This window comes from Mesorhizobium sp. WSM3868 (assembly GCF_002294785.1).
Lineage (GTDB): Bacteria > Pseudomonadota > Alphaproteobacteria > Rhizobiales > Rhizobiaceae > Mesorhizobium.
The window spans coordinates 268,164-292,553 of the sequence record NZ_NSGB01000003.1 but is presented as its reverse complement, the minus strand read 5'-3'; the positions used below and the strand labels follow the sequence as shown (position 1 = coordinate 292,553).

The following is a 24,390-nucleotide window of genomic DNA, read 5'->3' as shown; positions in this document are numbered from 1 at the left end:
GTCACCTTCTCACAGCATATGAAAAAGGGCAGCCTTTTCCAGCGGCTGCCCCTTTCCGGAGATCATGCCGGACTCAAAGCCGGCTCAGCTCCCGAGCGCAGTCTTGATGGCCGCAGCCGCATCGCCGCCGTCGAAGGTGGTCACGCCGGCGATCCAGGGCGCGATCGCGTCCGGATGCTTCTTCAGCCAGTCGGTGGCGACCGTCTGGGCATCGCCGCCTTTCAGGATCGCGTCCATCATCTCGCCTTCCATGTCGAGATTGAATTTCAGGTTGGAGATGAACTTGCCGGCATTCGGGCACTCGGTGGTGTAGCCCTTGCGCGTGTTCGTATAGACGGTGGCGGCGCCGAAACCGCTGTCGCCCATCCCGTCGAGATAGGTGATCTTCATGGCGCCCATCACCGGATGCGGCGTCCAGCCGAGGAAGGCGATCCACTCATTGTTCTTCATCGACTGCTCGGCCTGCGTCAGCATGCCGGCTTCCGAGGACTCGACCAGCTCGAAGCCTTCGAGATTGTCCTTCGGGTTCTTGATCATGTCGAGGATGATGCGGTTGCCGTCATTGCCGGCCTCGATGCCGTAGATCTTGCCGTTGAACTTGTCCTTGAACTTGCCGAGATCGGTCAGCGTCTTGACGCCCGCATCCGCGACATAGGTCGGCACGACGATGCCGTAGCCGGCGCCGGTCAGATTGGTGCTTACCGTCTCGACCGAGCCGTCGGCGGTATAGTCCTTGATGTCATTGGTCATCGACGGCATCCAGTTGCCGAGAAAGACGTCGAGGTCCTTGTTCTTCAGCGACGCATAAGTTACCGGCACCGAAAGCTGGATCACCTGCGGCTCGTAGCCGAGCGCGGTGAGCAGCACCGAAGCCACCCCGGTGGTTGCCTGGATATCGGTCCAGCCGACATCGGACAGACGCACGGCCTTGCAGCTCGCCGGATCGCCGGCATAGGCCGCGGTCGTGGACAGAAGCGCCGCCAGCCCGAGGCCGGCGACGAAGGATTTCATACGCGACATGAACTTTCTCCCATTGCGGTTTTTTAAAGCGGCGCGAAGTCACGGTTCTTGCGCCCGCCTTGTTTCGCCAGCCAAACACCATTTTGATGCGGTTTCAAGCGGTTCCACACCGCGATCAACGGCGCGCGCTTGCCATTCAGCGACATGCCGCGCTTTCCGGCGGGCCCGCTTTTTTGGTGGAAGGAGCCCGCGGCCCCTTCCCCGCGCCGCGGCAATTGAGCTTAAACACCCATATGGCCAAGCTCTACTTCAACTACGCAACGATGAATGCCGGCAAGACGACGATGCTCCTGCAGGCATCCTACAACTATCGCGAACGCGGCATGACGACGATGCTGTTCGTCGCCGGCCATTATCGCAACGGCGACAAGGGACTGATCTCGTCGCGCATCGGTCTCGAAACCGAGGCCGAGATGTTCCGCGACGGCGACGATCTCTACGCCCGCGTCGCCGAGCATCATGAGCATACCACCGTGCATTGCATCTTCGTCGACGAGGCGCAGTTCCTCGAGGAGGAGCAGGTCTGGCAGCTGGCCCGCATCGCCGACCGGCTGAACATCCCGGTCATGTGCTACGGCCTGCGCACCGATTTCCAGGGCAAGTTGTTTTCCGGCTCGCGCGCGCTGCTCGCCATCGCCGACGATCTGCGCGAAGTGCGCACCATCTGCCGCTGCGGCCGCAAGGCGACGATGGTCGTTCGCCTCGGTCCCGACGGCAAGGTGGCAAAGCAAGGCGAGCAGGTGGCGATCGGCAAGGACGTCTATGTCTCGCTCTGCCGCCGGCACTGGGAAGAGGAAATGGGCAGGGCTGCGCCCGACGACTTCATCGGCTTTGCCCGCAACTGAGACGGGGAGCCTCGCGACTTTCGACTAAGTTGGGCAATCGCTGCCATCGGCCGGCTGATGGCCGCTTGATTGCCACGATTCGGCACAACACTTCCCAGCGCCGCAGCTTGTCCGCAAAAACAAGAGCTTAAGGCATACCAGCTAAAGCTGCCTGAAGGCGGCGCGCATTACTCCGGCATGAGCATGCTTGCCTTATCTTTCAAGGACCTGGCCAATTCTTTTGTTTTGCCACGTCTCCCTGTCTTCCTTCTTTCAATCGCTTGAGCCCCCACATATATTCGGCGACGTGCGACACGAAACCGGATGCCGAAGCGGGAGGCCCCTATGGCGACGTTGCAGAATTTCGATGCCGAAATTGCCAAGACCAAGCAGGTCGTCGAGGACATGCGCACCAAGATCGAGCAGTCCGGAACCGTGCTCGACACGCTGGCGCAGGCCGACAGGAAGATCGGCGATGCCAATTTCGACCTCGAGAACGCCCGCATCGAGGACGTGCTGAAACAGCAGAAGGTCATGGAAGGCAATATCGCCGACCTGATCATCGGGCTGGAGGACGCCACCAATGTCTTCGGCGCCGAATTCGAGAGCATGAAGAGCTACACCGGCTGGGAAAATCTGGTCGGCGTCTTCTCCGAGCAGCGCAAGCAGCGCATGCGCACCGACCGCGTGCGCAACATGTCGCTCGCCGGCAATTTGCAGGAGCTGCTGGCGAAATCGGACACCATCGTCGGCATCCTGAAAGCCCAGAAGCAGATCCTCGACCAGCGCTACAAGACCTCCGAAGCAAGCCTGTCGCAGGTGATCGAGCGCCGCAAGGCGACCATGACCAATCTCGAGGCGGTGCAGAAACGCATCGAGGAACTCAACCCGATGCTGCTCGACGTCGAGAACAAGATCGCCGCCTCGACCAGCCAGAAGGAGCGCACCCAGCTCGAGGGCGAGCGTTCGAAGATGGCGACCGAGTACAACGAGAAGCAGGCCAAGGAGCAGGAGCTGCTGGCCGAAAGCCAGACGCTGGAGCGCTACACCTCGATGTTTCAGACGTTTGTCGATTCCCTCAACAACCAGATCGCCGCGCAGTCGACGCTGATCAACAAGCTGACAATCGACACCGAGCAGCGCATCGTGCTCTACAAAGCTCTGGAAGACTCGCTGAAGACCGCCGCCCAGCAGGACGTCGCCCACAAGATCAACACGCTGGGCAGCCAGGTCGACAACACGGCCGAGGAGACGATGGCCGGCATCGGCGCCGCTTCGCAGAAGCACATCGGCGATCTCTTGGAGATGCACGAGAAGAATATGGTGGCCACCGCCGACATCCAGCGCCGCAAAAAACTCGCCGACGATGCCTTCGCCCGCCGCTTCGACGAGGTGATGAAGAAGCACAATTCGGCGACCTACGTGCAGCAGTAGGCGGTGTGACGGCATTCTTCGACACGGCGGTGCCATGACCCCCGAAAATGAAGCGGCGGCGCGCTACTTCTTCGCCATCACCGCGGCGCTGAGCGGGCTGGAAGTGTTCATGCGCGACGACCGCTCGCCGCTCTACCGGCACGGCATCGTCGCCAAGATCGTCGCCCAATATATCGCCCGGCTGGAGAACTCATTCGACTGCTGGCGCAACCGGCTGGGCTTCATGGATACGTTCCGCATTTCGCGCGCCGACAGCGGCTATCCGGTGTTCCAGAACCTGCTCGAATTGGAGAACGACCGCCGTCAGGCAGACAGCCGGCTGGCCAACATTCCGCAGGCCGGCGAGTTGCGCGAGGAGATAGCCGACTTCATCCTGCGCCACAAGGAATTTCCTGTGGCGCTGCAAAGGTCGATGGCCGAGCGGCTCTATCTGGAGGGTGTCAAGAGCGAGACCACCTTCGGTCCGTTCACCCTGGCGCAGACGGCCAAAGTCTCGGTCAATCCCAAGACCATGCGGCCTTACTACCTCGTCCACTGGGCCTCGTTCGACGGCAGCGCCAACCTGCCGCTGATCTATATGGTGACGGTCGAGGACTCCTCCGAGAGCATGGTGCGACAGCTCGTCGACGCGAACGGCAAGCTGAACGAGAAGATCGACATTCCGCTTCCTGTCGATGGCCTGCTCAACCCCGAGCTTGCCCACCGCTTCGACGATTTCACCGAGAAGAATTCCGCCTACACGCTGTCGCCGGCGACCATCGCGGTCAATCTCGACAAGGATTTCGAGCCGCTGCACCCGAAGCAGTTGCGGCGCGTCGTGCTCGGCCCGTTCTATTCGGCCGGGATCACCGAGAACAATTCGACCGTGACCGAGGTTCTGGCCAAGGTGCGCAAGCCGGAGAACGCCTGGCTGCTCACCTGGACCATCCAGGAAGTCTTTTCCAAGTCCGAGAAGCCCGGCCGCAAGGGGCTGTTCTCCAGCGAAAAGACGACGCAGGAATTCTTCATCAACACCGACGACCTCGAAGCCGCGCGCCAAGGCGTCTCCAGCTATGAAAACCACGCGCTGATCCCGCACGAGGCCTATCAGGCGCTCTATGCCGCGGACGAAGCGCAGAAGATCTTTTCCGGCTACAAGGTCCACATCCTGTCCAAAGGGCAGGTCATCAGCGATGTGTGACCGTCGAACCGCGGAGCATCCGTAATGGACACCGGGCTGACCACGATCTCGGAATCGACAATCGAAAAGCATCGCGCCACCGCGCAGAGCTTCATCACCCGCATCGTCGTGCTGGAGGATCCATCGCGCGAGTCCGGCACCGCGCTCGCCGGCACCAACCGGCGCTTCGTCTCGACCGTCTCGGCCGGTTCGGTGCGCCGCACGCGCGAGGTCGAACTGTCGAAAACGGTCGCCGCGATCCATCCCGACGACCAGCTGATGAGCATCCCCCAGCACATGCTTCTCTACCGCGCCCGCCGCGGCCTGGCGATCGCGCTGGCCATATCGGATGTCTTTGCCGAGGGATCCGATCTCGAAAGCCTGCAGGCCAAGAACGCGCGTGCCCCGCTCGAAGGCGACGAGGCGGCGACATTCAAGAAGCTGCTGTCGGCCTCCGCCTACGTTTCGGCTTTCAGCTTCGCCTCCTACCTGTTCCAGCTCATCGACAGCGACGGCGAGGCGCCGAACGACAGTCCCGAACCCGACTTCCTGTTCGACACGCCACAGGACGCGGTGAAGTCGATCGTGGCCGGCCTCGACAAGGCGATTGCCGGCTCCAAGGACGATGCCGATCTGATGACCAGGGCGCGCGCATTCGCCCGCGTCGCCATCGACGGGCTGCTCGCGCGCAAGGGGCGCTTCGACGGCATCGGTCCGTTCGAGAACGCGCATATCCGCATTGATGCCGACGACTTCACCCTCGACGGTTTCGACGTCGCGCCCGGCAAGCGCTTGAAGCCGCTGGTGATGACCTTCAAGAAGCCGGAAGAGGTCGTCGGCAATCACATTGCCAAATACCAGTCGGTAAAGCTTGCCAAGATGCTGATGGCCTATGATTTCGACCGCGAGCTGAACCCCTTCGTCGAGCTCGGCGGCTTTCTGTTCACCTTCATCGGCGACGGCGCGCCAGGCACAGGCAAGACGACGCTGATCCAGATGATCGCCGGCCTCGTCAACAACTACTGTCAGGTCGCCGGCTATCCCTTCGTCTACGAGAATTTCGGGGTCGACCAGATTTCTTCCTACCAGGGCAAATCCGGCCAGAACTGCCGCCAGTTCATCAACAATGTGCTCAATCCGCGAACCATCGGTTTCGGCACTATCGACGACATCGACCAGGTGGCGGCGCGCCGCTCCGACGACCGCGCATCCGCCGGCCAGCAGGAGATCACGGGCGTCCTCATGGACGCCTTTGCCGGCGCTTCCACCGTGGTGCGCGGCAACTGCTCCTTCGGCATGTTTTCCAACTACCCCGAAAATGTCGACGACGCACTGCGCCAGCGCGCCGGCGCCCGCTGGCTGGTCGACGGCCCGCAGAGCCGCGACGACTACATCGACATCTTCGTGCTGCTCGCCGGCAAGAACCACAAGATCCCGCTGGGCGAGCACGAGCTCTATGCCGCGCAGGAAATCCAGCGTGCGGTGACTGCGGCTTATGAGGAGCACGAGAAGCCGCAGGAAGATGGGCTGATGAAGGTCTATGAGCACTATATGAAGGAGAACGGCGCGCCGAAGACGATGGCCGATATCGGCACCTACCTGCACATGATCAAAGATGCCGAGCCGCGCTTCACCGGCCGCGCCATCAAGAATGTGACCGACGCCATCAAGATGCGCGCCATGGACATCGAGCTGCCGGACGACTGGTTCGAGAAGCCGGAAGCCTTCATGCACAAGAGCTACGACGACAAGAAGGCGATGATCGAGGAGTTGCGCGGGCCGTTCTCGATGGACATGGTCATGCAGGAGATCAACCGCTACGCCGATTCAGAATTCCGCTACTCCGACAAGTCCGACGACGCGGCGGTCGAGAAGCTTTTGCGCGACGCGCGGCTCCGCGAACGCGCCGCGCGCGAGATGGAGGAGCTGAAGAACAAGGGGCTTTGGAATGCGTAGGCTTCCTTCGCTGCCCGCAAGTGCGGAAGGATGTGGTGCCAACGTCGGCGCCTCCCTCTCCCCGTCCTTCACGGGGGAGAGGGGGGCGTCGGCGTCGCCGCTTCGCCTTTCGAGGCTACATCCGTCGGACCTTTGCCAATGACCCGTCCCGCCAAAAAGCCCGACCTTCTGCGCGACAACGAGCTGATCTATGGCAGGCTGCTCGTCGTCGATGAGCCGCATCTCATCCAGCGCTACAACAAGGCTCTCGTCGCCTTCGGCCTCGAGCCGACCAAGCTGACGAGCTTCCAGATCGACCGCACCGGTTTCTCGCCCGAGGTGGCCGAGGAATGCGGCGATTACGGCTATCTCGATCCCAACGAGGTCAACCGCCGCTTCATCATCCTGACCCCGTCGCAGATCGATTTGCCGGTCGTGCACACCGCCTTCTCCAACACCTCGCAGCTGATGTTCGAGTTCATGTCCAAGAACCAGCGTGCCATCGACGCGCTGACCATCAAGGACGTCATCTACGGCGAGATCGAGGACTCCGTCCCCAAGGTCGACGACATCGAGGACCTGCTGTCGATCAATCAGGTCGAGTTCAAGGTTTTGTCGGCCGAGGACGTGCTCGGCAAGGCGGCCGAGCTCGGCAAGCTGGTCGACCGGCTGAAGCAGGAGCCCGACGCCTGGCGCGACAACGCCATGCTCGAGCGCATGGTCGGCCTCGCCAAGGTCTGCGGCGACATCCGCGAGAACGCGCTGGTGCCCGATCAGGTGATCTTCCGCCACAACGCCTACTGGACCAGCCATTTCGGCGGGCTCTACGTCTTCGTCGACCCCGACATGACGACGGTGATCAGCGATCCGGCTGCGCCCGGCTTCCGCCGCTCGCGGCCCTGGCAGGTGAGCTATCTGTCGATCAACGACGCCGACAGGGTGTTCCGCTTCCTCGCCGCCACCGGCCGTCTTGACCTGCCGCGCGCTTCCTGGATCGAGACCTCGGGTTATCTGGAGCACCGCGCCGAGATGGTGGTTCGGGCGCTGATCCGCGATGCCGAGCCCAACCGCAACCTGACGGACGTCGACAAGGTCTGGCTGCAGACCTGGATCCACAGCCATGCCGACCTGATTGCCAGCGACGGCAATTTCCCCTTCCTCAACGCCGCCAAGCGCGAGATCGCCCAGTTCGGCCACCTCAAGCTTGAAGATGTGCCGCCGCGCCAGCGCTTCCTGGTTGTGCGCGCCAAGCCCGATCATCCCGATGCTTGGCTCACCAATCAGTTGATCTCGGATTTCGTGCCGCAGGACTTCGTCTCGCGCTACGTCTTCAATAAACCGGGCTTCTACAAGGACTTCGACGGCTTCAGCGATGCATGGCGATCGCATGTTGTGGACGTTCTGAAAACCACATATTTGAAGGACAAGGCGGCATTCCGCGCGCGCCTTTACGGCTTGACGGACTGAGGGGGAACGAGAGCCATGCTTGATCCGATCGTGAGTTTCTTCACCCGGATTTTCCAGTGGATCGGCCGCGGCATAGGCTTCGTCGTCGGCATTATTCTCTGGCCGTTCATATGGGCCGGCCGCTGGTACGGCCAGCGCGGCTGGATCCTGAAGGCGGTGGTCGGCCTTGCCTTGCTGGTTTTGATCGGCCTTTACGCCAACTTCTTCTACGCCACCCAGTGGTGGAACAATTTCGACCCGAACTATCCTGACAAATACACCTTCGAGAAGCGCAGCGTCTCGGCCGGCGAGCAGGTCTCCGCCGGCGCTGGCACCGACACCGCCAAGACCTGCGGCAACTCAGGGATAGCCCAGGTGGCTGCCGATCTGACGGACTTCAACGTCAACCAGAATGCCTGGGTCTCCTCGATGATCCTTTACAAGCTCGGCTTGTTCGGCATCGACTGGGACCATACGCCGTGGATGGACAACAAGGCCTCTTTTCAGCGCGGCATCAACCAGGCGGTCCGGCGCACCGCCACCGAGCTTGCCGACAATCTCGGCCGCGTGCGCACCACCTCGCAGATCGACGCCGACCTGCAGGATGCACGCGGCAATCTGCAATTCGACGAAGAGACCTGGTATTTCGGCCTCAACCCGTTCGGTCCCAAGACGCCGACGCCGAGCTACTACCGCGACGCCGTGCGCAAGCTGCGCTCCTTCAACGCTCGCCTTGCCAGCTGTCAGGCGACGTTCGATGCCCGCGCCGACAATCTGAAGCAATATATCGACCGCATCGCCAGCGACATCGGCTCGACCTCCGCGATCTTGAAGGAGCGCGCCGAGAACCATAATGACGGCTGGTTCGACTTCCGCGCCGACGACCGCTTCTGGTTCGCCTATGGCCAGCTCTACGCCTATTACGGCCTGATGAAAGCGGCGCAGGCCGACTTCGAGGACGTGATCAAGGAAAAGCACCTGCAGAATTTGTGGGACACCATGGACGCGCAATTCGTCTCGGCACTGCGCATCCAGCCCTTCATCATCGCCAACGGCCGCGAGGACGGCTGGCTGTTGCCGACGCATCTGACGACCATGGGCTTCTATATCCTGCGCGTGCGCTCCAACATGGTCGAGATCAGCAACGTGCTCAGCCAATAGCGCTGCCGCCACAGCAGGAGGGTGGCGGATTTGCGTCGTCGCGTCTGTCGCATTCCGTGCATTGCGCGGCTGTTTTGAGACGGCGGAACGATCCCTGCTCTGGCTTCTATACGCTCGCAACGACCGGGCGCCAAAGACCCTTGGGAAGGTCGGCCGGGAACGCAATAATTTCTTCGCAGGAAACATAGTTGCATGAAAGTTGACGCCGTGACAGCGATAGGGTTAGAACATGCCCTTGCGTCCGGGCGGAAACGCAGAACCGCCCTGTTTCCTCGTTTTAACGCAATTCCGGACGGCAGACCGTCTCACACTTTTCCTGGAATTGCTGTAGTGATCGAACCCCTCCCCTCCACCGCCCAATCCAGAGGAAAGCCGTCATGGCCGAAGTGAAGTCCGACATCGAGATCGCGCGCGCCGCCAGGAAGAAACCGATCCAGGAGATCGGCGCCAAGATCGGCATCCCTTACGAGCACCTGCTGCCCTATGGCCACGACAAGGCGAAGGTCTCGGCCGAATTCATCAAATCGGTGCGGGGCAACAAGGACGGCAAGCTGATCCTCGTCACCGCCATCAACCCGACGCCGGCCGGCGAAGGCAAGACGACCACCACGGTCGGCCTCGGCGACGGCCTCAACCGCATCGGCAAGAAGGCGATCGTGTGCATCCGCGAAGCCTCGCTCGGCCCGAACTTCGGCATGAAGGGTGGCGCCGCCGGCGGCGGCCTGGCCCAGGTGGTGCCGATGGACGATATGAACCTCCACTTCACCGGCGACTTCCACGCCATCACCACGGCCCACAACCTGCTTTCGGCGCTGATCGACAACCACATCTACTGGGGCAACGAGCTCGGCATCGATACCCGTCGCGTCGCCTGGCGCCGCGTCATGGACATGAACGACCGGGCGCTGCGCGAGATCATCTGCTCGCTGGGCGGCGTCGCCAACGGCTTCCCCCGTGAGGCCGGCTTCGACATCACCGTCGCTTCGGAAGTCATGGCGATCCTGTGCCTTGCCACCGACCTCAAGGATCTCGAGAAGCGCCTCGGCGATATCATCGTCGCCTACCGCCGCGACAAGTCGCCGGTCTATGCCCGCGATCTCAAGGCCGACGGCGCCATGGCCGTGCTTTTGAAGGACGCCATCCAGCCCAACCTGGTGCAGACGCTGGAGAACAACCCGGCCTTCGTGCATGGCGGCCCGTTCGCCAACATCGCGCATGGCTGCAACTCGGTCGTCGCCACCACGACGGCGCTGAAGCTTGCCGACTACGTCGTGACCGAAGCCGGCTTCGGCGCCGACCTGGGAGCCGAAAAATTCTTCGACATCAAGTGCCGCAAGGCCGGGCTCCAGCCGGCGGCCGCCGTGATCGTCGCCACCGTGCGCGCCATGAAGATGAATGGCGGCGTCAAGAAGGAAGATCTCGGCAAGGAAAACATCGAAGCGGTCAAGAAGGGCTGCCTCAACCTCGGCCGTCACATCGAGAACGTGAAGCAGTTCGGCGTGCCGGCGGTGGTGGCGATCAACCACTTCACCACCGACACCGACGCCGAAATCCAGGCGATGAAGGACTTCGTCAAGGCGCAGGGCGCCGAGGCGATCCTGTGCAAGCACTGGGCTCAAGGCTCGGCCGGCATCGAGGACCTGGCGAAGAAGGTTGTCGAGATCGCCGAATCCGGCGCCTCGCAGTTCTCGCCGCTTTACCCGGACGAGATGCCGCTGTTCGAGAAGGTCAACACCATCGTCAAGCGCATCTATCGCGGCGACGAGGCGATCGCCGACAAGTCGATCCGCGACCAGTTGCATGCGTGGGAACAGGCAGGCTACGGCAATCTGCCGGTCTGCATGGCCAAGACCCAGTACTCCTTCTCGACCGACCCGAACCTGCGCGGCGCGCCGACCGGCCATACCGTGCCGGTGCGCGAGGTCAGGCTCTCGGCCGGCGCCGGCTTCGTCGTCATCATCTGCGGCGAGATCATGACCATGCCCGGCCTGCCCAAGTCGCCCTCCTCGGAGAAGATCTTCCTCAATGAGCAGGGCCAGATCGAGGGCCTGTTCTAGGCAGCGTTGGGAGCTGAAACGACCAAGGGCGCCGCACTGCTGCGGCGCCCTTTTTCTTTCGGAGTTGGTGCGGCTAGAGCAGTTCCAGGAAAAGTGTGAGCGGTTTTCCGTCCGGAATTGCGTCAAAAACAAAAAGCCAGAGCATTTCGCCGTTTCCGTGAAACGGTGAACGCTTTAGGCAGCGTTCCGCTTCAGCGCCCGCTGGTTCGACGCATAGATCGTGTCGCGCTCCGGCAGGGCGCCGGTCTTCAGGCAATCGATCCATTCGGCGGTCTTGAGCACCGCGGCGAAGCGCGACTGCAGCACCACGCTCACCACGCGATGGATGTCTTCGGCAGACGCGTAGCCGGCGCTGTTGGCGTAGGGAACCGAGCCGCTGGCATCCGAGAGGAACTCGACGGCAAAGCCCATATGCACCGCATGGATGATGGTCGACAGGTCGCAATTATGCGTCATGTAGCCGACGACCGCGATCGTATCGATGTGGTTGGCGCGCAGCCAGTTCTTGAGGTCGGTTCCCGTGAAGGCGGAGGGCAGCGTCTTCTCGACATAGTGGTCGCGGGCGCGCCCGGCGATCTCGGGATGCAGTTCGCCGCCATGGCTGCCCTCGGCGAAGATCGGCGAAGTCTCCGGCGCCATCTGCTTCACGACAACGACCTTGATCCCGGCAGCATTGGCGGCGTCCATGGCGCGCGCCACGTTGGCGACGCTGTCGGCGAAGGGCGGATGCTGGATGGCGAGATTGCCGCCATTGTAGTCGTTCTGGACATCGACGACGACGAGTGCGCGGCGTGGCTGGGTGGCTGGTGCTGACATGGAGGTTCCTTTCGAGCGGGTTGATAGGTGGCGAAGCTAGGCCGAGCATCTATTCCCAGAAAGTGGCCCAATTGACATTATTCGAAAGAATTGGGACACTCTTTGCCGTAACCTGGTGATGTCTGCCATGCGCAATCCGATCGTCGCCGTCGTCGCCTTCGACGGCATCAGCCCGTTCCACCTTTCCGTGCCTTGCCTGGTCTTCGGCACGGACCGCACCAAGCTCGGTCTGCCGCGCTTCGACTTCCGCGTTTGCGCGGCGGAGCAAGGACCTATCCATACCGATGCCGGTTTGAGCATTTCGGTCCCGCACGATCTTTCGGCGCTCGACCAGGCCGACATCGTCATCATCCCAAGCTGGAAAGATCTCGATGCTCCTCTGGCCGCGGCGCTCAAGCATGCGCTCGAACGGGCACATAAGCGCGGCGCGCTGATCGTCGGCCTCTGCCTCGGCACCTTCGCCATCGCCGCCGCCGGACTGCTGGCGGGACGCAAGGCCACCACCCATTGGGCCCATACCGACCAGTTGCAGACGCTGCACCCCGATATCGCCGTCGATGCCGACGTGCTCTATGTCGATGAAGGCGACATCGTTACCTCGGCCGGCGTCGCCGCCGGGCTGGACTGCTGCCTGCACATTGTGCGCGCCCGCTACGGCGCCGAGGCAGCGCTTCGGCTCGCCCGCCACGTCGTGCTGTCGCCGCACCGGCAGGGCGGACAGGCTCAGTTCATCGAGCGCCCGCTCGCGCCGACGCCAAACGCCGACCGGTTCACAAAGGCACTTGACGGGGTGCGGGCAACGCTTGGCGAAGCTCACACCCTGGACAGCGTCGCCGAATCAGCTGGCCTCACCCGCCGCACCTTCACGCGTCGCTTCCAGAAGACGACCGGCACCAGCTTCGGTAACTGGCTGGCCGAACAGCGCGTGGCGCTGGCGCAGAGGCTGCTGGAACAGACCGACAAGTCGATGGACATGGTGGCCTTCGAGGCCGGCTTCGGCAGCGCCACGTCGCTGCGCCAGCATTTCGCGGCGCGGCTCAGAACCTCCCCGATGCAGTACCGGCGCGAATTCTCGAAGGGCGGCGCACAGGTCGCCATCAGCAGCGTGTAACCACCCGCGCCGGGTTGCCGACCACGGTCGCATTGGCAGGCACGTCGCGCGTCACCACCGCGCCGGCGCCGACGATGGCGCCTTCGCCGATGCTGACGCCGGCGAGGATCACCGCGCTGCCGCCGATCCACGCGTTGTCGCCGATCGTCACCGATTTGGCGATCTCCAATCCGGCCAGCCGCCCGGCGGCCTCGCGGTGATGCTCGGCGCAATAGATCTGCACATTGGGGCCAAGCAGCGTCCTCCTGCCGATCTTCACCGGAGCGGTATCGAGAATGGTGCAACCGGCGTTCAGGAAGGCGCCCTCGCCGAGGAACAGGTTGAAGCCGTAAGCGCAGTGGAACGGCGCCTCGATGCGCGCGCCCTCGCCTAGGCCGCCGAGCAGCGCTTGCAGGGCCGCGCCGATGTCGCCGCGCTGCCGGGGCGGCATGCTGTTGTGCTCGAACACTGCGTCGCGGGCGGCCACCCGCATCGCCTCCAGCTCCGGGTCGATGCAGCTGTACCATTCACCCGCCGCCATCTTCATGCGCTCGCTTGTCGTCATGGCTGCTCCTCCATTCCCGTCCCGCTGCCAAAGCACAATCCGCCCGACCGGAAAAGCCCATGGCCAAACGCCAGGCCTATGCTAGCTTGCCATCCGCGGAGCCGTGCGGGGCTCCGAATTTGAGGGGGTGATGATGCTCTACATTCTGGCATTGCTGATTGGCGTCGTCGCCGGCCTTCGCGCCATGACCGCGCCGGCCGTCGTTGCCTGGGGTTCGTATCTCGGCTGGATCCCGGTTGCCGGCACCTGGGCAAGCTTCATGAGCCACTGGATCGCGGTCGGCATCTTCACCGTCCTGGCGATTGTCGAACTCGTCACCGACCAGTTGCCGTCGACGCCGAGCCGCAAGGTGCCGCAGCAGTTCGGCGCGCGCATCGTCACGGGCGCCTTCTGCGGCGCGGTGATCGGCGCCACGGTCGGCGCCACCATCGGCGGCCTCATCGCCGGCGCGATCGGCGCGGTGATCGGCACGCTGGGCGGCGCGGAAGCACGCGCCAGGATGGCTGCCGCCTTCGGCAAGGATCCGCCCGCCGCCTTCATCGAGGACGCGGTGGCGATCATCGGCGGCCTGCTGATCGTGGCGGCGGTCGCATGAGCGCGAAAAACTTCGACGCCATCGTCATCGGCGCCGGCCAGGCCGGCCCTTCGCTCGCCGGCCGGCTCGACGCCGCCGGCATGAGCGTTGCGCTGATCGAGCGCAAGCTTATTGGCGGAACCTGTGTCAACACCGGCTGCATGCCGACCAAGGCGATGGTGGCGAGCGCCTACGCCGCGCATCTTGCCCGCCGCGCCGCCGACTATGGCGTCGCGCTCTCCGGTCCGGTCGGGGTCGACTATCAAAGAATCAAGGCACGCAAGGACAAGGTGACCAATGACGCCCGCGGCAATCTCGAAAGCTGGATCGCGGGGATGAAGGGCTGCACGCTTTATCGCGGCCATGCCAGATTCGAATCCGCTAATACAGTGCGCGTCGCCGACGACCTGCTGACCGCGCCAAAAATCTTCCTCAACACCGGCGGCCGGGCCTCCGTGCCGGACCTGACCGGCGTCAACGACGTCCCCTATCTCACCAACTCCTCGATGATGGATCTCGATGTGCTGCCCAGCCATCTGGTCGTCGTCGGCGGCAGCTATATCTCGCTCGAATTCGCCCAGATGTTCCGCCGTTTCGGCTCCGAGGTCACGGTGATCGAGAAAGCGCCGCGGCTGACCGGCCGCGAGGACGAGGACGTCTCGGCCGCGATCCAGTCCATCCTCGAAAACGAAGGCGTCACCGTCCATGTCGGCGCGGAGGACATCGGCTTTGCCAGGCAGGGCAACGGTATCGCCGTGACCTTCTCTGCCGGCAAGCCGCCGGCGGTCGGCTCGCATGTGCTGCTGGCACTCGGCCGCGTCCCCAACACCGACGACCTCGGCCTCGACAAGGCCGGCGTCGAGGTCGACAAGCGCGGCTACATCGTCGTCGACGACCAGTTGCGCACCAATGTGCCCGGCATTTGGGCCATGGGCGACTGCAACGGCAAGGGCGCCTTCACCCACACCTCCTACAACGACTACGAGATCGTCGCCGCCAATCTGCTCGACAACGATCCGCGCAAGGTCAGCGACCGCATCGAGGCCTATGCGCTCTACATCGATCCGCCGCTCGGCCGCTGCGGCATGACCGAGACCGCTGTCAAGAAATCCGGCCGCCGCGCGCTTGTCGGCCAGCGGCCGATGACCCGTGTCGGCCGCGCCGTCGAAAAGGGCGAGACGCAAGGCTTCATGAAGATCCTGGCCGACGCCGACACCGGCGAGATCCTCGGCTGTTCGGTGCTCGGACCGGGCGGCGACGAGGCGATCCACTCTGTGCTCGACCTGATGTATGCCAAGGCGCCGATCTCGACGCTGGCGCGCGCCATGCACATCCACCCCAACGTCTCGGAGCTTCTGCCGACCATCGCCCAGGACTTGAAGCCGCTGGCGTAACGGCAGATCGCCGCTCCACGTCGGGGCTTCTCGATCTTGGCAAACAGTGCTCAAGGCGTCCGACGGTCGGCTTGCGCCTATCGCGCGGGCGGACTGGACCACTGACACCCTGGCCGTAACCATGCATGTCTGGCCACCCACCGGAGGAACCCCATGCAAAAGACCATCGAGCGCATCGCAGGCGACAGCGAAGGCGTTGCTTATGAGTTCCCAGTTTTCCGCTTCGAGGGCACGGACAAGTCGGCGCCCTCGGTCTATCTGCAGGCGGCGCTTCATGCCGGAGAATTGCCGGGTGTCGTCGCCATCGACGCGCTGATGCCGATGCTTGCCAAGGCGGAAGCGGAAGGCCGCATTAGAGGCGCCATCACGTTGGTGCCCTGGGCCAATCCAATCGGTCGGGCGCAATACCATTTCGGCGAGCACCAGGGCCGCTTCAATCTCGGCACCCGCACCAACTTCAACCGTGCCTTCCCGCTGCTTGCCGCGCCGGACGCCAGGCTTTTAGCGGATGTCAACCTCGGCGGCGCCGACCGCCGGCTGAAGAAGCGGCTCGTCGAACTCTCGCTCGGCAACGACATCGTGCTCGATCTCCACTGCGACGATGAAGGCCTTGCCTATCTCTACATTCACACCAGCCTGTGGCCGCATATGGCCGACTGCGCGGCTGCGATGGGCATCGATGCCGTCTTGCTGTGGAGCGAGGACAGTAGCGGCACCTTCGAGGGCGCCTCGATCATGCCCTATCAAAATGTGCCTGCGAGCGTCGCGCGCTTCGACCGGCGCGTCGCCACCACGGTCGAATATCGCGGCATGCTGGATGTCGACAGCGGCTTGGCCGCCTCCGATGCCGGCGGCCTCTACCGCTTGCTGGTGACGCGCGGCGTCATTCAGGACCCTTCCGTCCCGAAGGCGAGCAGCTTCTCCGGCGCCGTCGTACCGCTGGAAAACATCGAGATGATGCCTTCGCCCAAGGCCGGCGCCATCCTTTACGACGTCAAGCCCGGCGACCGCGTCAACAAGGGCGACCGGCTGGCGACGATCGTCCATGCGCCCGGCGAAGCCGGCGGCCGCACCGAGGTGTTCGCGCCCCAGTCGGGTTTCATCCTGACCCGTCGTTCGCGCCGCATCATCCGCGCCGGCGAGGATCTTTTGAAGCTTGCCGGCGACGAGAGGAGCGCCGACGCGCGCTCCGGCACGCTGGAGGACTGACGGGCCGGCTTTACCGTTCGCGTGAAATCCAGTTGCGCGGGCCGTCATTCGCCGCTATGGGAGTCGCCATGAACATGCGTTCGAACAAGACCGTTTGGTGGTGGGCTCGCTGACAGCGGCCGGTTCGAACGCGCATGCGTGAAAATGAGGGTGGCCGCAGCGGAATGTCCGGGCGGCCATTTGTTTTTTCAAGCCATTCCCGGGTCCGTTGCCCAAAACGCTGGTGGAGACGGCAATGACGACTACAGTTCTGGACAACGGGGCGGAGCGCTTCGTCACCGCGGGCGGGGTGACGATCACCCGCGAACGCCATGACCAGCCCTATGAAGGCGCGATCGACGCCTATGTCGACGGCCTGAATTCCCGCCGCGGCGCGGTGTTCTCCTCGAACTACGAATATCCGGGCCGTTACACGCGCTGGGACACGGCCATCATCGATCCGCCGCTGGTGATCTCGGCGCGCGGCCGCGCCATGCGCATCGAGGCGCTCAACCAGCGCGGCGAAGTGCTGCTGCCGGTGATCGGCAAGGCGCTTGGCGAGCTGAGCGAGGTGGCGATTGCCGAGAGCTCGAGAAAGCTGATCCGCCTCGATGTCGCCAAGCCCGGCCGCGTCTTCACCGAGGAGGAGCGCAGCCGCGTGCCGTCCGTCTTCACGGTGCTGCGCGCCATCACGGCTTTGTTCAAGACCGCCGAGGACGCCAATCTCGGCCTTTACGGCGCCTTCGGCTACGATCTCGCCTTCCAGTTCGACCCGGTCGACTACAAGCTCGAGCGTAAGCAGAGCCAGCGCGACCTGGTGCTGTTCCTGCCCGACGAGATCCTCGTCGTCGACCACTATTCGACCAAGGCCTGGACCGACCGCTACGACTATTCCGGCGAAGGGTTTTCCACGGAAGGCTTGGTGCGCGATGCTCATGTCGAGCCGTTCAGGACCGCCGACCGTATCCCGCCGCGCGGCGATCACGAACCCGGCGAATATGCCAATTTGGTGCGCCGGGCGATGGAGAGCTTCAAGCGCGGCGACCTGTTCGAGGTTGTGCCTGGACAGATGTTCTACGAGCGCTGCGAGACCCAGCCCTCCGAGATTTCCCGCAAGCTGAAGTCGATCAACCCCTCACCTTATTCCTTCTTCATCAATCTCGGCGAAAACGAGTACCTGATCGGCGCCTCGCCGGAGATGTTCGTGCGCGTCAACGGCCGTCGGGTCGAGACCTGCCCGATCTCCGGCACCATCAAGCGCGGCGACGACGCCATCTCCGACAGCGAGCAGATCCTCAAGCTGCTCAACTCCAAGAAGGACGAGTCCGAGCTCACCATGTGCTCGGACGTCGACCGCAACGACAAGTCGCGCGTCTGCGAGCCGGGCTCGGTGCGCGTCATCGGCCGCCGCCAGATCGAGATGTATTCGCGCCTGATCCACACCGTCGATCACATCGAGGGACGGCTGCGCGAAGGCATGGACGCCTTCGACGCCTTCCTGTCGCACGCCTGGGCGGTCACCGTCACCGGCGCGCCGAAGCTGTGGGCCATGCGCTTCATCGAGCAGAACGAAAAGAGCCCGCGCGCCTGGTATGGCGGGGCGATCGGCATGGTCAATTTCAACGGCGACATGAACACCGGGCTGACGCTGCGCACCATCCGCATCAAGGACGGTATCGCCGAAGTGCGCGCCGGCGCCACATTGCTTTTCGACAGCGTTCCTGAGGAAGAAGAAGCCGAAACCGAACTGAAGGCATCCGCCATGCTCTCCGCCATACGCGACGCCAAGACCGGCAACGCCGCAGGCACCGAACGCACCACCGCGCGCGTCGGCGACGGCGTCAACATCCTGCTCGTCGACCACGAGGACTCCTTCGTCCACACGCTGGCCAACTACTTCCGCCAGACCGGCGCCACTGTTTCCACCGTGCGCACGCCGGTGCCGGAAGAGGTGTTCGAGCGGCTGAAGCCCGATCTCGTCGTGCTCTCCCCCGGCCCGGGTACGCCGAAGGATTTCGATTGCGCCGCGACCATCAGACGAGCGCGCGCCCGCGACCTGCCGGTCTTCGGCGTCTGTCTCGGCCTGCAGGCGCTGGCCGAAGCCTATGGCGGCGAGTTGCGGCAGTTGCACATTCCGATGCACGGCAAGCCCTCGCGCATCCGTGTCTCGAAGCCGGGCATCATCTTCTCGGGGCTGCCCAAGGAAGTGACCGTCGGCCGCTATCATTCGATCTTCGCCGATCCGGTGCGCCTGCCCGAAGGTTTCGTGGTGACGGCCGAGACCGAGGACGGCGTCATCATGGCCTTCGAGCACCGCAAGGAGCCGATCGCCGCCGTTCAGTTCCACCCGGAATCGATCATGACGCTCGGCCACAATGCCGGCATGCGCATCATCGAGAACATCGTTGCGCATCTGCCGCGCAAGGCCAAGGAAAAGGCTGCCTAGCAACGATGGCCGCGGTGGAAGACACGGCGACGGCGGCCGCAAGAGCCGCCGCGAAGCGCAAGATCGCCAGCCTCGCTTTCTGGTCGATCGTCATCGCCTTCCTGGTGATGGGGCTGAAATTCGTTGCCTGGCAGATGACCGGCTCCGTAGCCCTCTATTCCGATGCTTTGGAATCCATCGTCAACGTCATCACTGCGGCAGCCGCTCTCTGGGCGATCCGCATCAGCCATAAGCCGGCCGATAGCGACCATCCCTTCGGCCATCACAAGGCCGAGTATTTTTCTGCTGTGCTCGAGGGTGTTCTGATCGTCGTTGCGGCGCTGCTGATCATCGCCAAGGTGTGGCAATCGCTGCAGAGCCCCGCATCGCTCGAACAGCCCTGGCAGGGCTTGGCGATCAATGCCGGCGCGGCGCTCGTCAATGCCGTCTGGGCATTCGTGCTGATCCGCAATGGCCGCACCGAACGGTCGCCCGCCCTGGTCGCGGACGGCCAGCACATCATGACCGACGTGCTTACCTCGGTGGGCGTCATCGTGGGCCTCGTCGCCGCGGTGATGACTGGATGGCATATCCTCGACCCACTGCTTGCGCTCCTTGTTGCACTGAACATTCTCTATCAGGGCTGGAAGCTTACCGGAGAGTCGCTGAGCGGATTGATGGATCGTGCCGTCGACACCCAGGAGCACATGCAGATCCGCGATATCATCTCGGCCAATTCGAAGGGTGCGCTGGAGGTGCATGACCTGAAAACCCGCATCGCCGGACGAGCGACCTTCATCGAGTTCCACCTCGTCGTCGACGCCGACATGACGGTCGGCGCCAGCCATGTCATTTGCGACCGCATCGAGGACGCGCTGAAGGCCGAGATCCCTTCGGTGCGCGTCACCATCCATGTCGAGCCGGACGACGAGGCGAAGCTGCCGAAAGGCACGGCGGCAGTGCCTTTCGCCTGAAGCGATTTCCAGGCACGCCTTGGAAAATTGGCCGGGCCTCCGCGGTGTCGTCATCCCTGGGCGAAGCAGGAGCGAAGCTCCGTCGCGGAGACCCTGGGACCCATGTCGTGACCTTGGCCGAAGCATGCAGCGGAGCAGAATTCTGCACCGTTTCAACGCCTTAGCATAACGGCTGCATCCTATGGCTGCGCCGCGTCGCTTCGCTCCTTGCTCCGCCATAGGATGACGAAGCGCCACACTTTAGAGTGACGAAGTGGCACACTCACGGCGTGCAGGCCGACAGCGGCATCGGATTGAGCCTATACACCTTGTCGTCGGACTTGGTCTTGCCGCCCGCCATCTTCGAGCAGAGGTCGATGATGGCGAGCGCATTGTTGGGGTTGGCCAGTAGCATCGTACCGCTGGCGCCGCGCTTGAGAAATATCTCCTTCTGCGAGATGTCGCAGGCAAAGTCGCTCATCTTGGAGCTGGCCGAGCAGCGCCACTGATCGGCCTCGCCCTGGCAGGAATAGGTCTGCGTAACCTTGGCCTCTTTCTGCCTGGTCGTCACCGAGATGGCGATGTCGGCGCCGTCTGGCCAGTTGGCGGCATCGCCACCGGCGGCGAAAGAAGCGAGCTCGATCGGCCCCCGGAAGACGCGGATCGACTGCGTCATCTGGTCCGGATGGGATTTCAGATGCGCGTCGTCATAGTCGCGGCCGTAGCAGAAGGGCTGGTCCGGCTTCAGCCGCTCGCGCAGCGGGGCCCCGATCGCCGGGTCGATCGGATCGATGCGCGCGAACTCCGCCTTGCAGGTGTCGGCCGGCATCGGATCGAGACGGAAATTATCGTCTTCGCTGCCCAGCGCCTGCTCGTTGTATTTCGCCTTGCCGAGATCCTCCTCCGCGCCGGCGTCGAGATAGACGTCACGCTGCACGTTGGAGAGGATCAGCCGGCCCTTGTCGTCGACTTTCAGCGAGGCGAGCGTGCGGTCGCATTCCATGCCGCAGCGAATGCCGCTCGCCTTGTCGCTCGGATCCTCCTTGTTGCACCAGCCAGCCGCCCATTCCGGCTTCTTGGCGCCGCGCACCGTGGTGGTGAGAAAGCCGTTATAGGCAGCGTCGGACATCGAGCTCGGCTCCTCGTTCGGCCGGCTGACCGGATCGTGGCCATGGTAGAAGAAGATGCGCGCCACCTTCTGGTGCGGATGCGCCTTGAGATGGGCGGCATCATAGACCCGGCCGAAGCAGACGTCGGCGCCGTTCGGGCTGAGTTCGGTCAGCTTGGGGGCATCATCTGCGAGCGCCGCGCCGGCAAAGAACAGCGCGGCACCCAGCACCGCACCTGCCACCATCCTCGACGTCATGTGATCCTCTCCTCGCACCGACAGGACGTGATTGCGATTCATGCTAGTCTAGGCACGAAGGCTGGGCCACGCAAACTTGCGAGGGCCGCCGGATCGAGGAGGATGCGATGCTGCGCCGTGACGTTTTCCGCGCCGGTCTTGCCGGAGTGGGCGGTTTTTTCGGTCTGCGACAGGCGAGCGCCGCCGCCGCCGAAGACAGGCTGAAGGTCGCCTACCATCTCAGCGACGCCGACAAGGTCAACTTCGTCCTCGGCAACATCAAGAACCACTATGAGGGCACCGGCGGCAATGTCGAGGTCGTGCTGGTCGTGCACGGGCCGGCGCTTGCGGCCTTCAAGGCAAAGAGCGCTTCCGGAGCGACCTCCAGCCGCTTTGCCGGCCTCGTCCAGCAGGGACTTGTTCCGCAGGCCTGCGGCAACACAATGCATGGCATGGACATCGCACTGACCGACCTGCTTGCCGGCTTCCAGGTCGCGGAGAAAGGCGGGGTGGTCAAGCTCGCGGAGCTGCAGCGCCAGGGCTATTTCTATCTGCGGCCCTGAATTCGCGCCCTGATCTTGCCTTGACTTGAACACCTGGCCGGGAAGCGTCTACCAATTGCCAGCGCAATCCTGGAGATATCGACGTGCCAACTGACCCGACCACGCTTGTCATTCCCGATCTTGCCGGCAAGGCGGTGCTGGTCACCGGCGCGTCGACCGGGATAGGAGCAGCCCTCGCCCTCGCCTATGCCCGGCAGAAATGCCGCGTTGCGCTGCATTACAATTCAAGCCGGGAAGCCGCCGAAGAGGTCGCCAAAACCATCCGCGACGACGGCGGCGAGGTGTTCTTGACGCAGGGCGATTTTTCGGTTCCCGCCGACGTCGAGCGTGTGGTCGAGGAGAGCGCTGAACATTTCGGCCGGCTCGACGGGCTGGTCAACAATGCCGGCGGCATGCTCGGCCGCGTTGCCTATGCCGACCAGACCGAGGCGCATTACGATGCGGTGATGGATCTCAACGCGCGCTCGGTGCTGACGGCCTCGCGCAGAGCGATCCCATGGCTGAAGCGCCAGGGCGGCTTCATCATCAACACCACCTCGATCGCCGCCCGCAACGGCGCCGGCGGCGGCGCCGGCCTCTATGGCTCGTCCAAGGCCTTCGTCTCCAACGTGACGCGCGGCATGGCCAAGGAGTTGATCGGCTTCGGCATCCGCGTCAACGCCGTGGCGCCCGGCACCATCCTGACCCCGTTCCACGAGCGCTATTCCACCGCCGAGCAGATGAAGGGCATGGTCGCCACCATTCCGCAGGGTCGCGCCGGAACGGCCGAAGATTGCGTCGGCGCTTACCTGTTCCTGTCTTCCGACCGCTTGAGCGGCTACATCATCGGCCAGGTGATCGAGGTCAATGGTGGCCAGTTGATGCCGTGAGCTGGCGATTGCATACTCAGCTCAGCGTGCAACCTGGAGGGAGAGGAAGGGAATGTTCGGACTGATCGGCAAGATGCGGGCGGCACGCGGCCAGCGCGATGCAGTCATGGACGTGCTGCGTGAGACGACCGGTGCCCTGCCCGGCTGCCTGAGCTACATCATCGCCACCGATCCGGCCGATGCCGACGCGATCTGGGTCACCGAAGTGTGGACCGATCAGGCAAGCCATAAGGCGTCCCTGCAATTGCCTGAAGTCCAGGCGGCAATCGCCAAGGCGCGTCCTTTCATCGCCGGCTTCGAATTCCAGGTCGAGACCCATCCTGTCGGCGGCTTCGGCCTTCCGGCCTCCGAGAAGGGCAGCTGAGCACGAGACCGGCGCGAACGGCACTTCCGCGGGAAAATGGGTTCGCATTTGTCCGTGTCCGGGCTAAGAGCCGGATATGGACTCTTCATCAGAAGGACCGTCACTGGAGCAACCGTCTGTTCAACGCATGACGCGATTGCGCCCGCTGCAGCAGTGGCTGGCGCTGGTGGTGCTCTCGCTGCTCTTTGCCGGCGCGCTGGAATTGGCCGCCTTGCCTGCGGCGCTGCTGATCGGCCCGATGCTTGCCGCGATCCTGGCCGGCACCAACGGCGCCACGGTGCGCGTACCCCGCGCGCTGTTCGGTTCCGCTCAGGCCGTGGTCGGCTGCCTGGTGGCGAATTCGATCTCGGTCGACATATTTCCGGTCTTCTACGCCGAATGGGCGCTCTTCTTCGGGACGGTGGTGGCGACGCTCACCGCCTCCAGCCTGCTAGGCTGGCTGATCAGTCGCTGGCGCATCCTGCCAGGCACCACGGCGGTCTGGGGTTCCTCGCCGGGCGCCGCCACCGCCATGGTGCTGATGGCCGGCGCCTTCGGTGCCGACCAGCGCCTCGTCGCCTTCATGCAATATCTGCGCGTCATCTTCGTTTCGGTGACGGCGGCGCTCGTCGCCAAGATGTGGGTCGACACGTCGGGCGTCGAAGTGCCGCCCATCATCTGGTTTCCGCCGATCGATCCATTGGCCTTTGGCGCCACCCTTGGCATCGCGGTCGTCGGCGGCCTGCTCGGCAAGCTGCTCAGACTGCCCTCGCCCTTCTTCCTTGGCACCTTCATCTTTGGCGCGGTAATCCATCTCGGCTTCAGCGTGCCGATGCAATTGCCGCCCTGGCTGCTGGCCGTCAGCTACGCCATTGTCGGCTGGTCGATCGGGCTGAACTTCACCCGGCCGATCCTGCGCCACGCGGCACGCGCCCTGCCGCAGATCATCGCCTCGATCGTAGCGCTGATCGCCTTCTGCGGCGGCATGGCTTTCGTCATCAGCCGCGTGCTCGGCATCGATCCGCTGACCGCCTATCTGGCGACCAGCCCCGGCGGCATGGACAGCGTCGCCATCATCGCCGCCGCCGCGCAGAACGTCGACATCTCCTTCGTCATGGCGCTGCAATCGGCCCGTTTCCTCGTCGTGCTGCTTGTTGGGCCAAGCGTCGCCAAGCTTGTGGCGCGAAACGTCAGGGACTGATCCGCGCTAACCAAGTGCATGGAGAAGC

22 protein-coding genes are annotated in these 24,390 nt (G+C 63.6%); 17 read left to right on the top strand and 5 right to left on the bottom strand.

Annotated elements, in window-relative coordinates; all coding sequences use genetic code 11:
- Positions 1-84: 84 nt before the first annotated feature.
- Together CK221_RS07565 and CK221_RS31050 are read right to left on the bottom strand one after the other, a co-directional pair.
- Entirely contained in the window at positions 85-1,020 is a 936-nt protein-coding gene (locus CK221_RS07565) for a choline ABC transporter substrate-binding protein (RefSeq protein ID WP_066994256.1), read from the bottom strand.
- Positions 1,021-1,043: 23 nt separating this feature from the next.
- Positions 1,044-1,166 (bottom strand): hypothetical protein, encoded by a 123-nt coding sequence (locus CK221_RS31050; protein WP_259979959.1) that lies wholly within the window; start codon positions 1,164-1,166, stop codon positions 1,044-1,046.
- 87 nt (positions 1,167-1,253) lie between these two features.
- Between CK221_RS31050 and CK221_RS07560 the strand changes: the two genes are divergently transcribed.
- The 7 genes from CK221_RS07560 (at position 1,254) to CK221_RS07530 (ending at position 11,036) form a co-directional block, all read left to right on the top strand.
- Positions 1,254-1,865, top strand: coding sequence for a thymidine kinase (locus CK221_RS07560; protein WP_066994253.1), 612 nt, complete (start codon positions 1,254-1,256; stop codon positions 1,863-1,865).
- 324 nt (positions 1,866-2,189) lie between these two features.
- Entirely contained in the window at positions 2,190-3,278 is a 1,089-nt protein-coding gene (locus CK221_RS07555; RefSeq protein WP_066994250.1) for a hypothetical protein, read from the top strand.
- Between the two features lie 34 nt (positions 3,279-3,312).
- The gene (locus tag CK221_RS07550) at positions 3,313-4,458 is read left to right on the top strand and encodes a hypothetical protein (protein ID WP_095777279.1); all 1,146 of its coding nucleotides are present in this window, start codon (positions 3,313-3,315) and stop codon (positions 4,456-4,458) included.
- Positions 4,459-4,482: 24 nt separating this feature from the next.
- On the top strand, positions 4,483-6,393 hold the full coding sequence (locus CK221_RS07545) for an ATP-binding protein (protein ID WP_095777278.1): 1,911 nt from the start codon (positions 4,483-4,485) through the stop codon (positions 6,391-6,393).
- Between the two features lie 138 nt (positions 6,394-6,531).
- A complete protein-coding gene (locus tag CK221_RS07540; RefSeq protein WP_095777277.1) occupies positions 6,532-7,839 on the top strand; it encodes a DUF6638 family protein in 1,308 nt (435 codons plus the stop codon).
- Positions 7,840-7,854: 15 nt separating this feature from the next.
- Complete coding sequence (locus CK221_RS07535) at positions 7,855-8,979, top strand: DUF2333 family protein (protein ID WP_095777276.1); 1,125 nt, start codon at positions 7,855-7,857, stop codon at positions 8,977-8,979.
- Positions 8,980-9,356: 377 nt separating this feature from the next.
- A complete protein-coding gene (locus CK221_RS07530) occupies positions 9,357-11,036 on the top strand; it encodes a formate--tetrahydrofolate ligase (RefSeq protein ID WP_067326468.1) in 1,680 nt (559 codons plus the stop codon).
- Between the two features lie 174 nt (positions 11,037-11,210).
- Here CK221_RS07530 and CK221_RS07525 read toward each other — a convergent pair whose 3' ends face one another.
- Positions 11,211-11,852 carry a cysteine hydrolase family protein gene (locus tag CK221_RS07525; protein WP_095777275.1) on the bottom strand — a complete coding sequence of 214 codons (642 nt, stop codon included), beginning with the start codon at positions 11,850-11,852 and terminating at the stop codon, positions 11,211-11,213.
- 127 nt (positions 11,853-11,979) lie between these two features.
- On the opposite strand from CK221_RS07525, the gene CK221_RS07520 reads away from it, so the two are divergent.
- Positions 11,980-12,963 (top strand): helix-turn-helix domain-containing protein, encoded by a 984-nt coding sequence (locus CK221_RS07520; RefSeq protein WP_095777274.1) that lies wholly within the window; start codon positions 11,980-11,982, stop codon positions 12,961-12,963.
- On the opposite strand, the gene CK221_RS07515 is transcribed toward CK221_RS07520, so the two are convergent.
- The gene (locus tag CK221_RS07515) at positions 12,950-13,507 is read right to left on the bottom strand and encodes a sugar O-acetyltransferase (RefSeq protein WP_066994230.1); all 558 of its coding nucleotides are present in this window, start codon (positions 13,505-13,507) and stop codon (positions 12,950-12,952) included. The genes CK221_RS07520 and CK221_RS07515 overlap by 14 nt on opposite strands.
- A gap of 133 nt (positions 13,508-13,640) precedes the next feature.
- On the opposite strand from CK221_RS07515, the gene CK221_RS07510 reads away from it, so the two are divergent.
- The 5 genes from CK221_RS07510 to CK221_RS07490 all read left to right on the top strand — a co-directional run bounded on the left by CK221_RS07510 (position 13,641) and on the right by CK221_RS07490 (position 20,062).
- A complete protein-coding gene (locus CK221_RS07510; protein WP_095777368.1) occupies positions 13,641-14,102 on the top strand; it encodes a DUF4126 family protein in 462 nt (153 codons plus the stop codon).
- Entirely contained in the window at positions 14,099-15,475 is a 1,377-nt protein-coding gene (locus CK221_RS07505; protein WP_095777273.1) for an FAD-containing oxidoreductase, read from the top strand. Before CK221_RS07510 ends, CK221_RS07505 begins: the two co-directional genes overlap by 4 nt.
- A 153-nt stretch (positions 15,476-15,628) precedes the next feature.
- Positions 15,629-16,684 (top strand): succinylglutamate desuccinylase/aspartoacylase family protein, encoded by a 1,056-nt coding sequence (locus CK221_RS07500; protein ID WP_095777272.1) that lies wholly within the window; start codon positions 15,629-15,631, stop codon positions 16,682-16,684.
- Between the two features lie 235 nt (positions 16,685-16,919).
- Complete coding sequence (locus tag CK221_RS07495) at positions 16,920-19,109, top strand: anthranilate synthase (RefSeq protein WP_066994221.1); 2,190 nt, start codon at positions 16,920-16,922, stop codon at positions 19,107-19,109.
- A gap of 5 nt (positions 19,110-19,114) precedes the next feature.
- Positions 19,115-20,062: a cation diffusion facilitator family transporter gene (locus tag CK221_RS07490; protein WP_066994218.1), complete on the top strand. Its 948-nt coding sequence runs from the start codon at positions 19,115-19,117 to the stop codon at positions 20,060-20,062.
- Between the two features lie 262 nt (positions 20,063-20,324).
- Here the strand turns inward: CK221_RS07490 and CK221_RS07485 are convergent, their stop codons facing one another.
- Positions 20,325-21,407 (bottom strand): hypothetical protein, encoded by a 1,083-nt coding sequence (locus CK221_RS07485; protein WP_066994215.1) that lies wholly within the window; start codon positions 21,405-21,407, stop codon positions 20,325-20,327.
- Between the two features lie 107 nt (positions 21,408-21,514).
- On the opposite strand from CK221_RS07485, the gene CK221_RS07480 reads away from it, so the two are divergent.
- From CK221_RS07480 to CK221_RS07465, 4 genes are all read left to right on the top strand, one after another.
- Positions 21,515-21,949 (top strand): DsrE family protein, encoded by a 435-nt coding sequence (locus tag CK221_RS07480; protein ID WP_095777271.1) that lies wholly within the window; start codon positions 21,515-21,517, stop codon positions 21,947-21,949.
- Between the two features lie 83 nt (positions 21,950-22,032).
- Positions 22,033-22,818 carry an SDR family oxidoreductase gene (locus CK221_RS07475; protein ID WP_082980440.1) on the top strand — a complete coding sequence of 262 codons (786 nt, stop codon included), beginning with the start codon at positions 22,033-22,035 and terminating at the stop codon, positions 22,816-22,818.
- Positions 22,819-22,870: 52 nt separating this feature from the next.
- Positions 22,871-23,182, top strand: coding sequence for a putative quinol monooxygenase (locus tag CK221_RS07470; RefSeq protein ID WP_066994206.1), 312 nt, complete (start codon positions 22,871-22,873; stop codon positions 23,180-23,182).
- Positions 23,183-23,258: 76 nt separating this feature from the next.
- Complete coding sequence (locus CK221_RS07465; protein ID WP_066994203.1) at positions 23,259-24,362, top strand: AbrB family transcriptional regulator; 1,104 nt, start codon at positions 23,259-23,261, stop codon at positions 24,360-24,362.
- Positions 24,363-24,390: the final 28 nt, after the last annotated feature.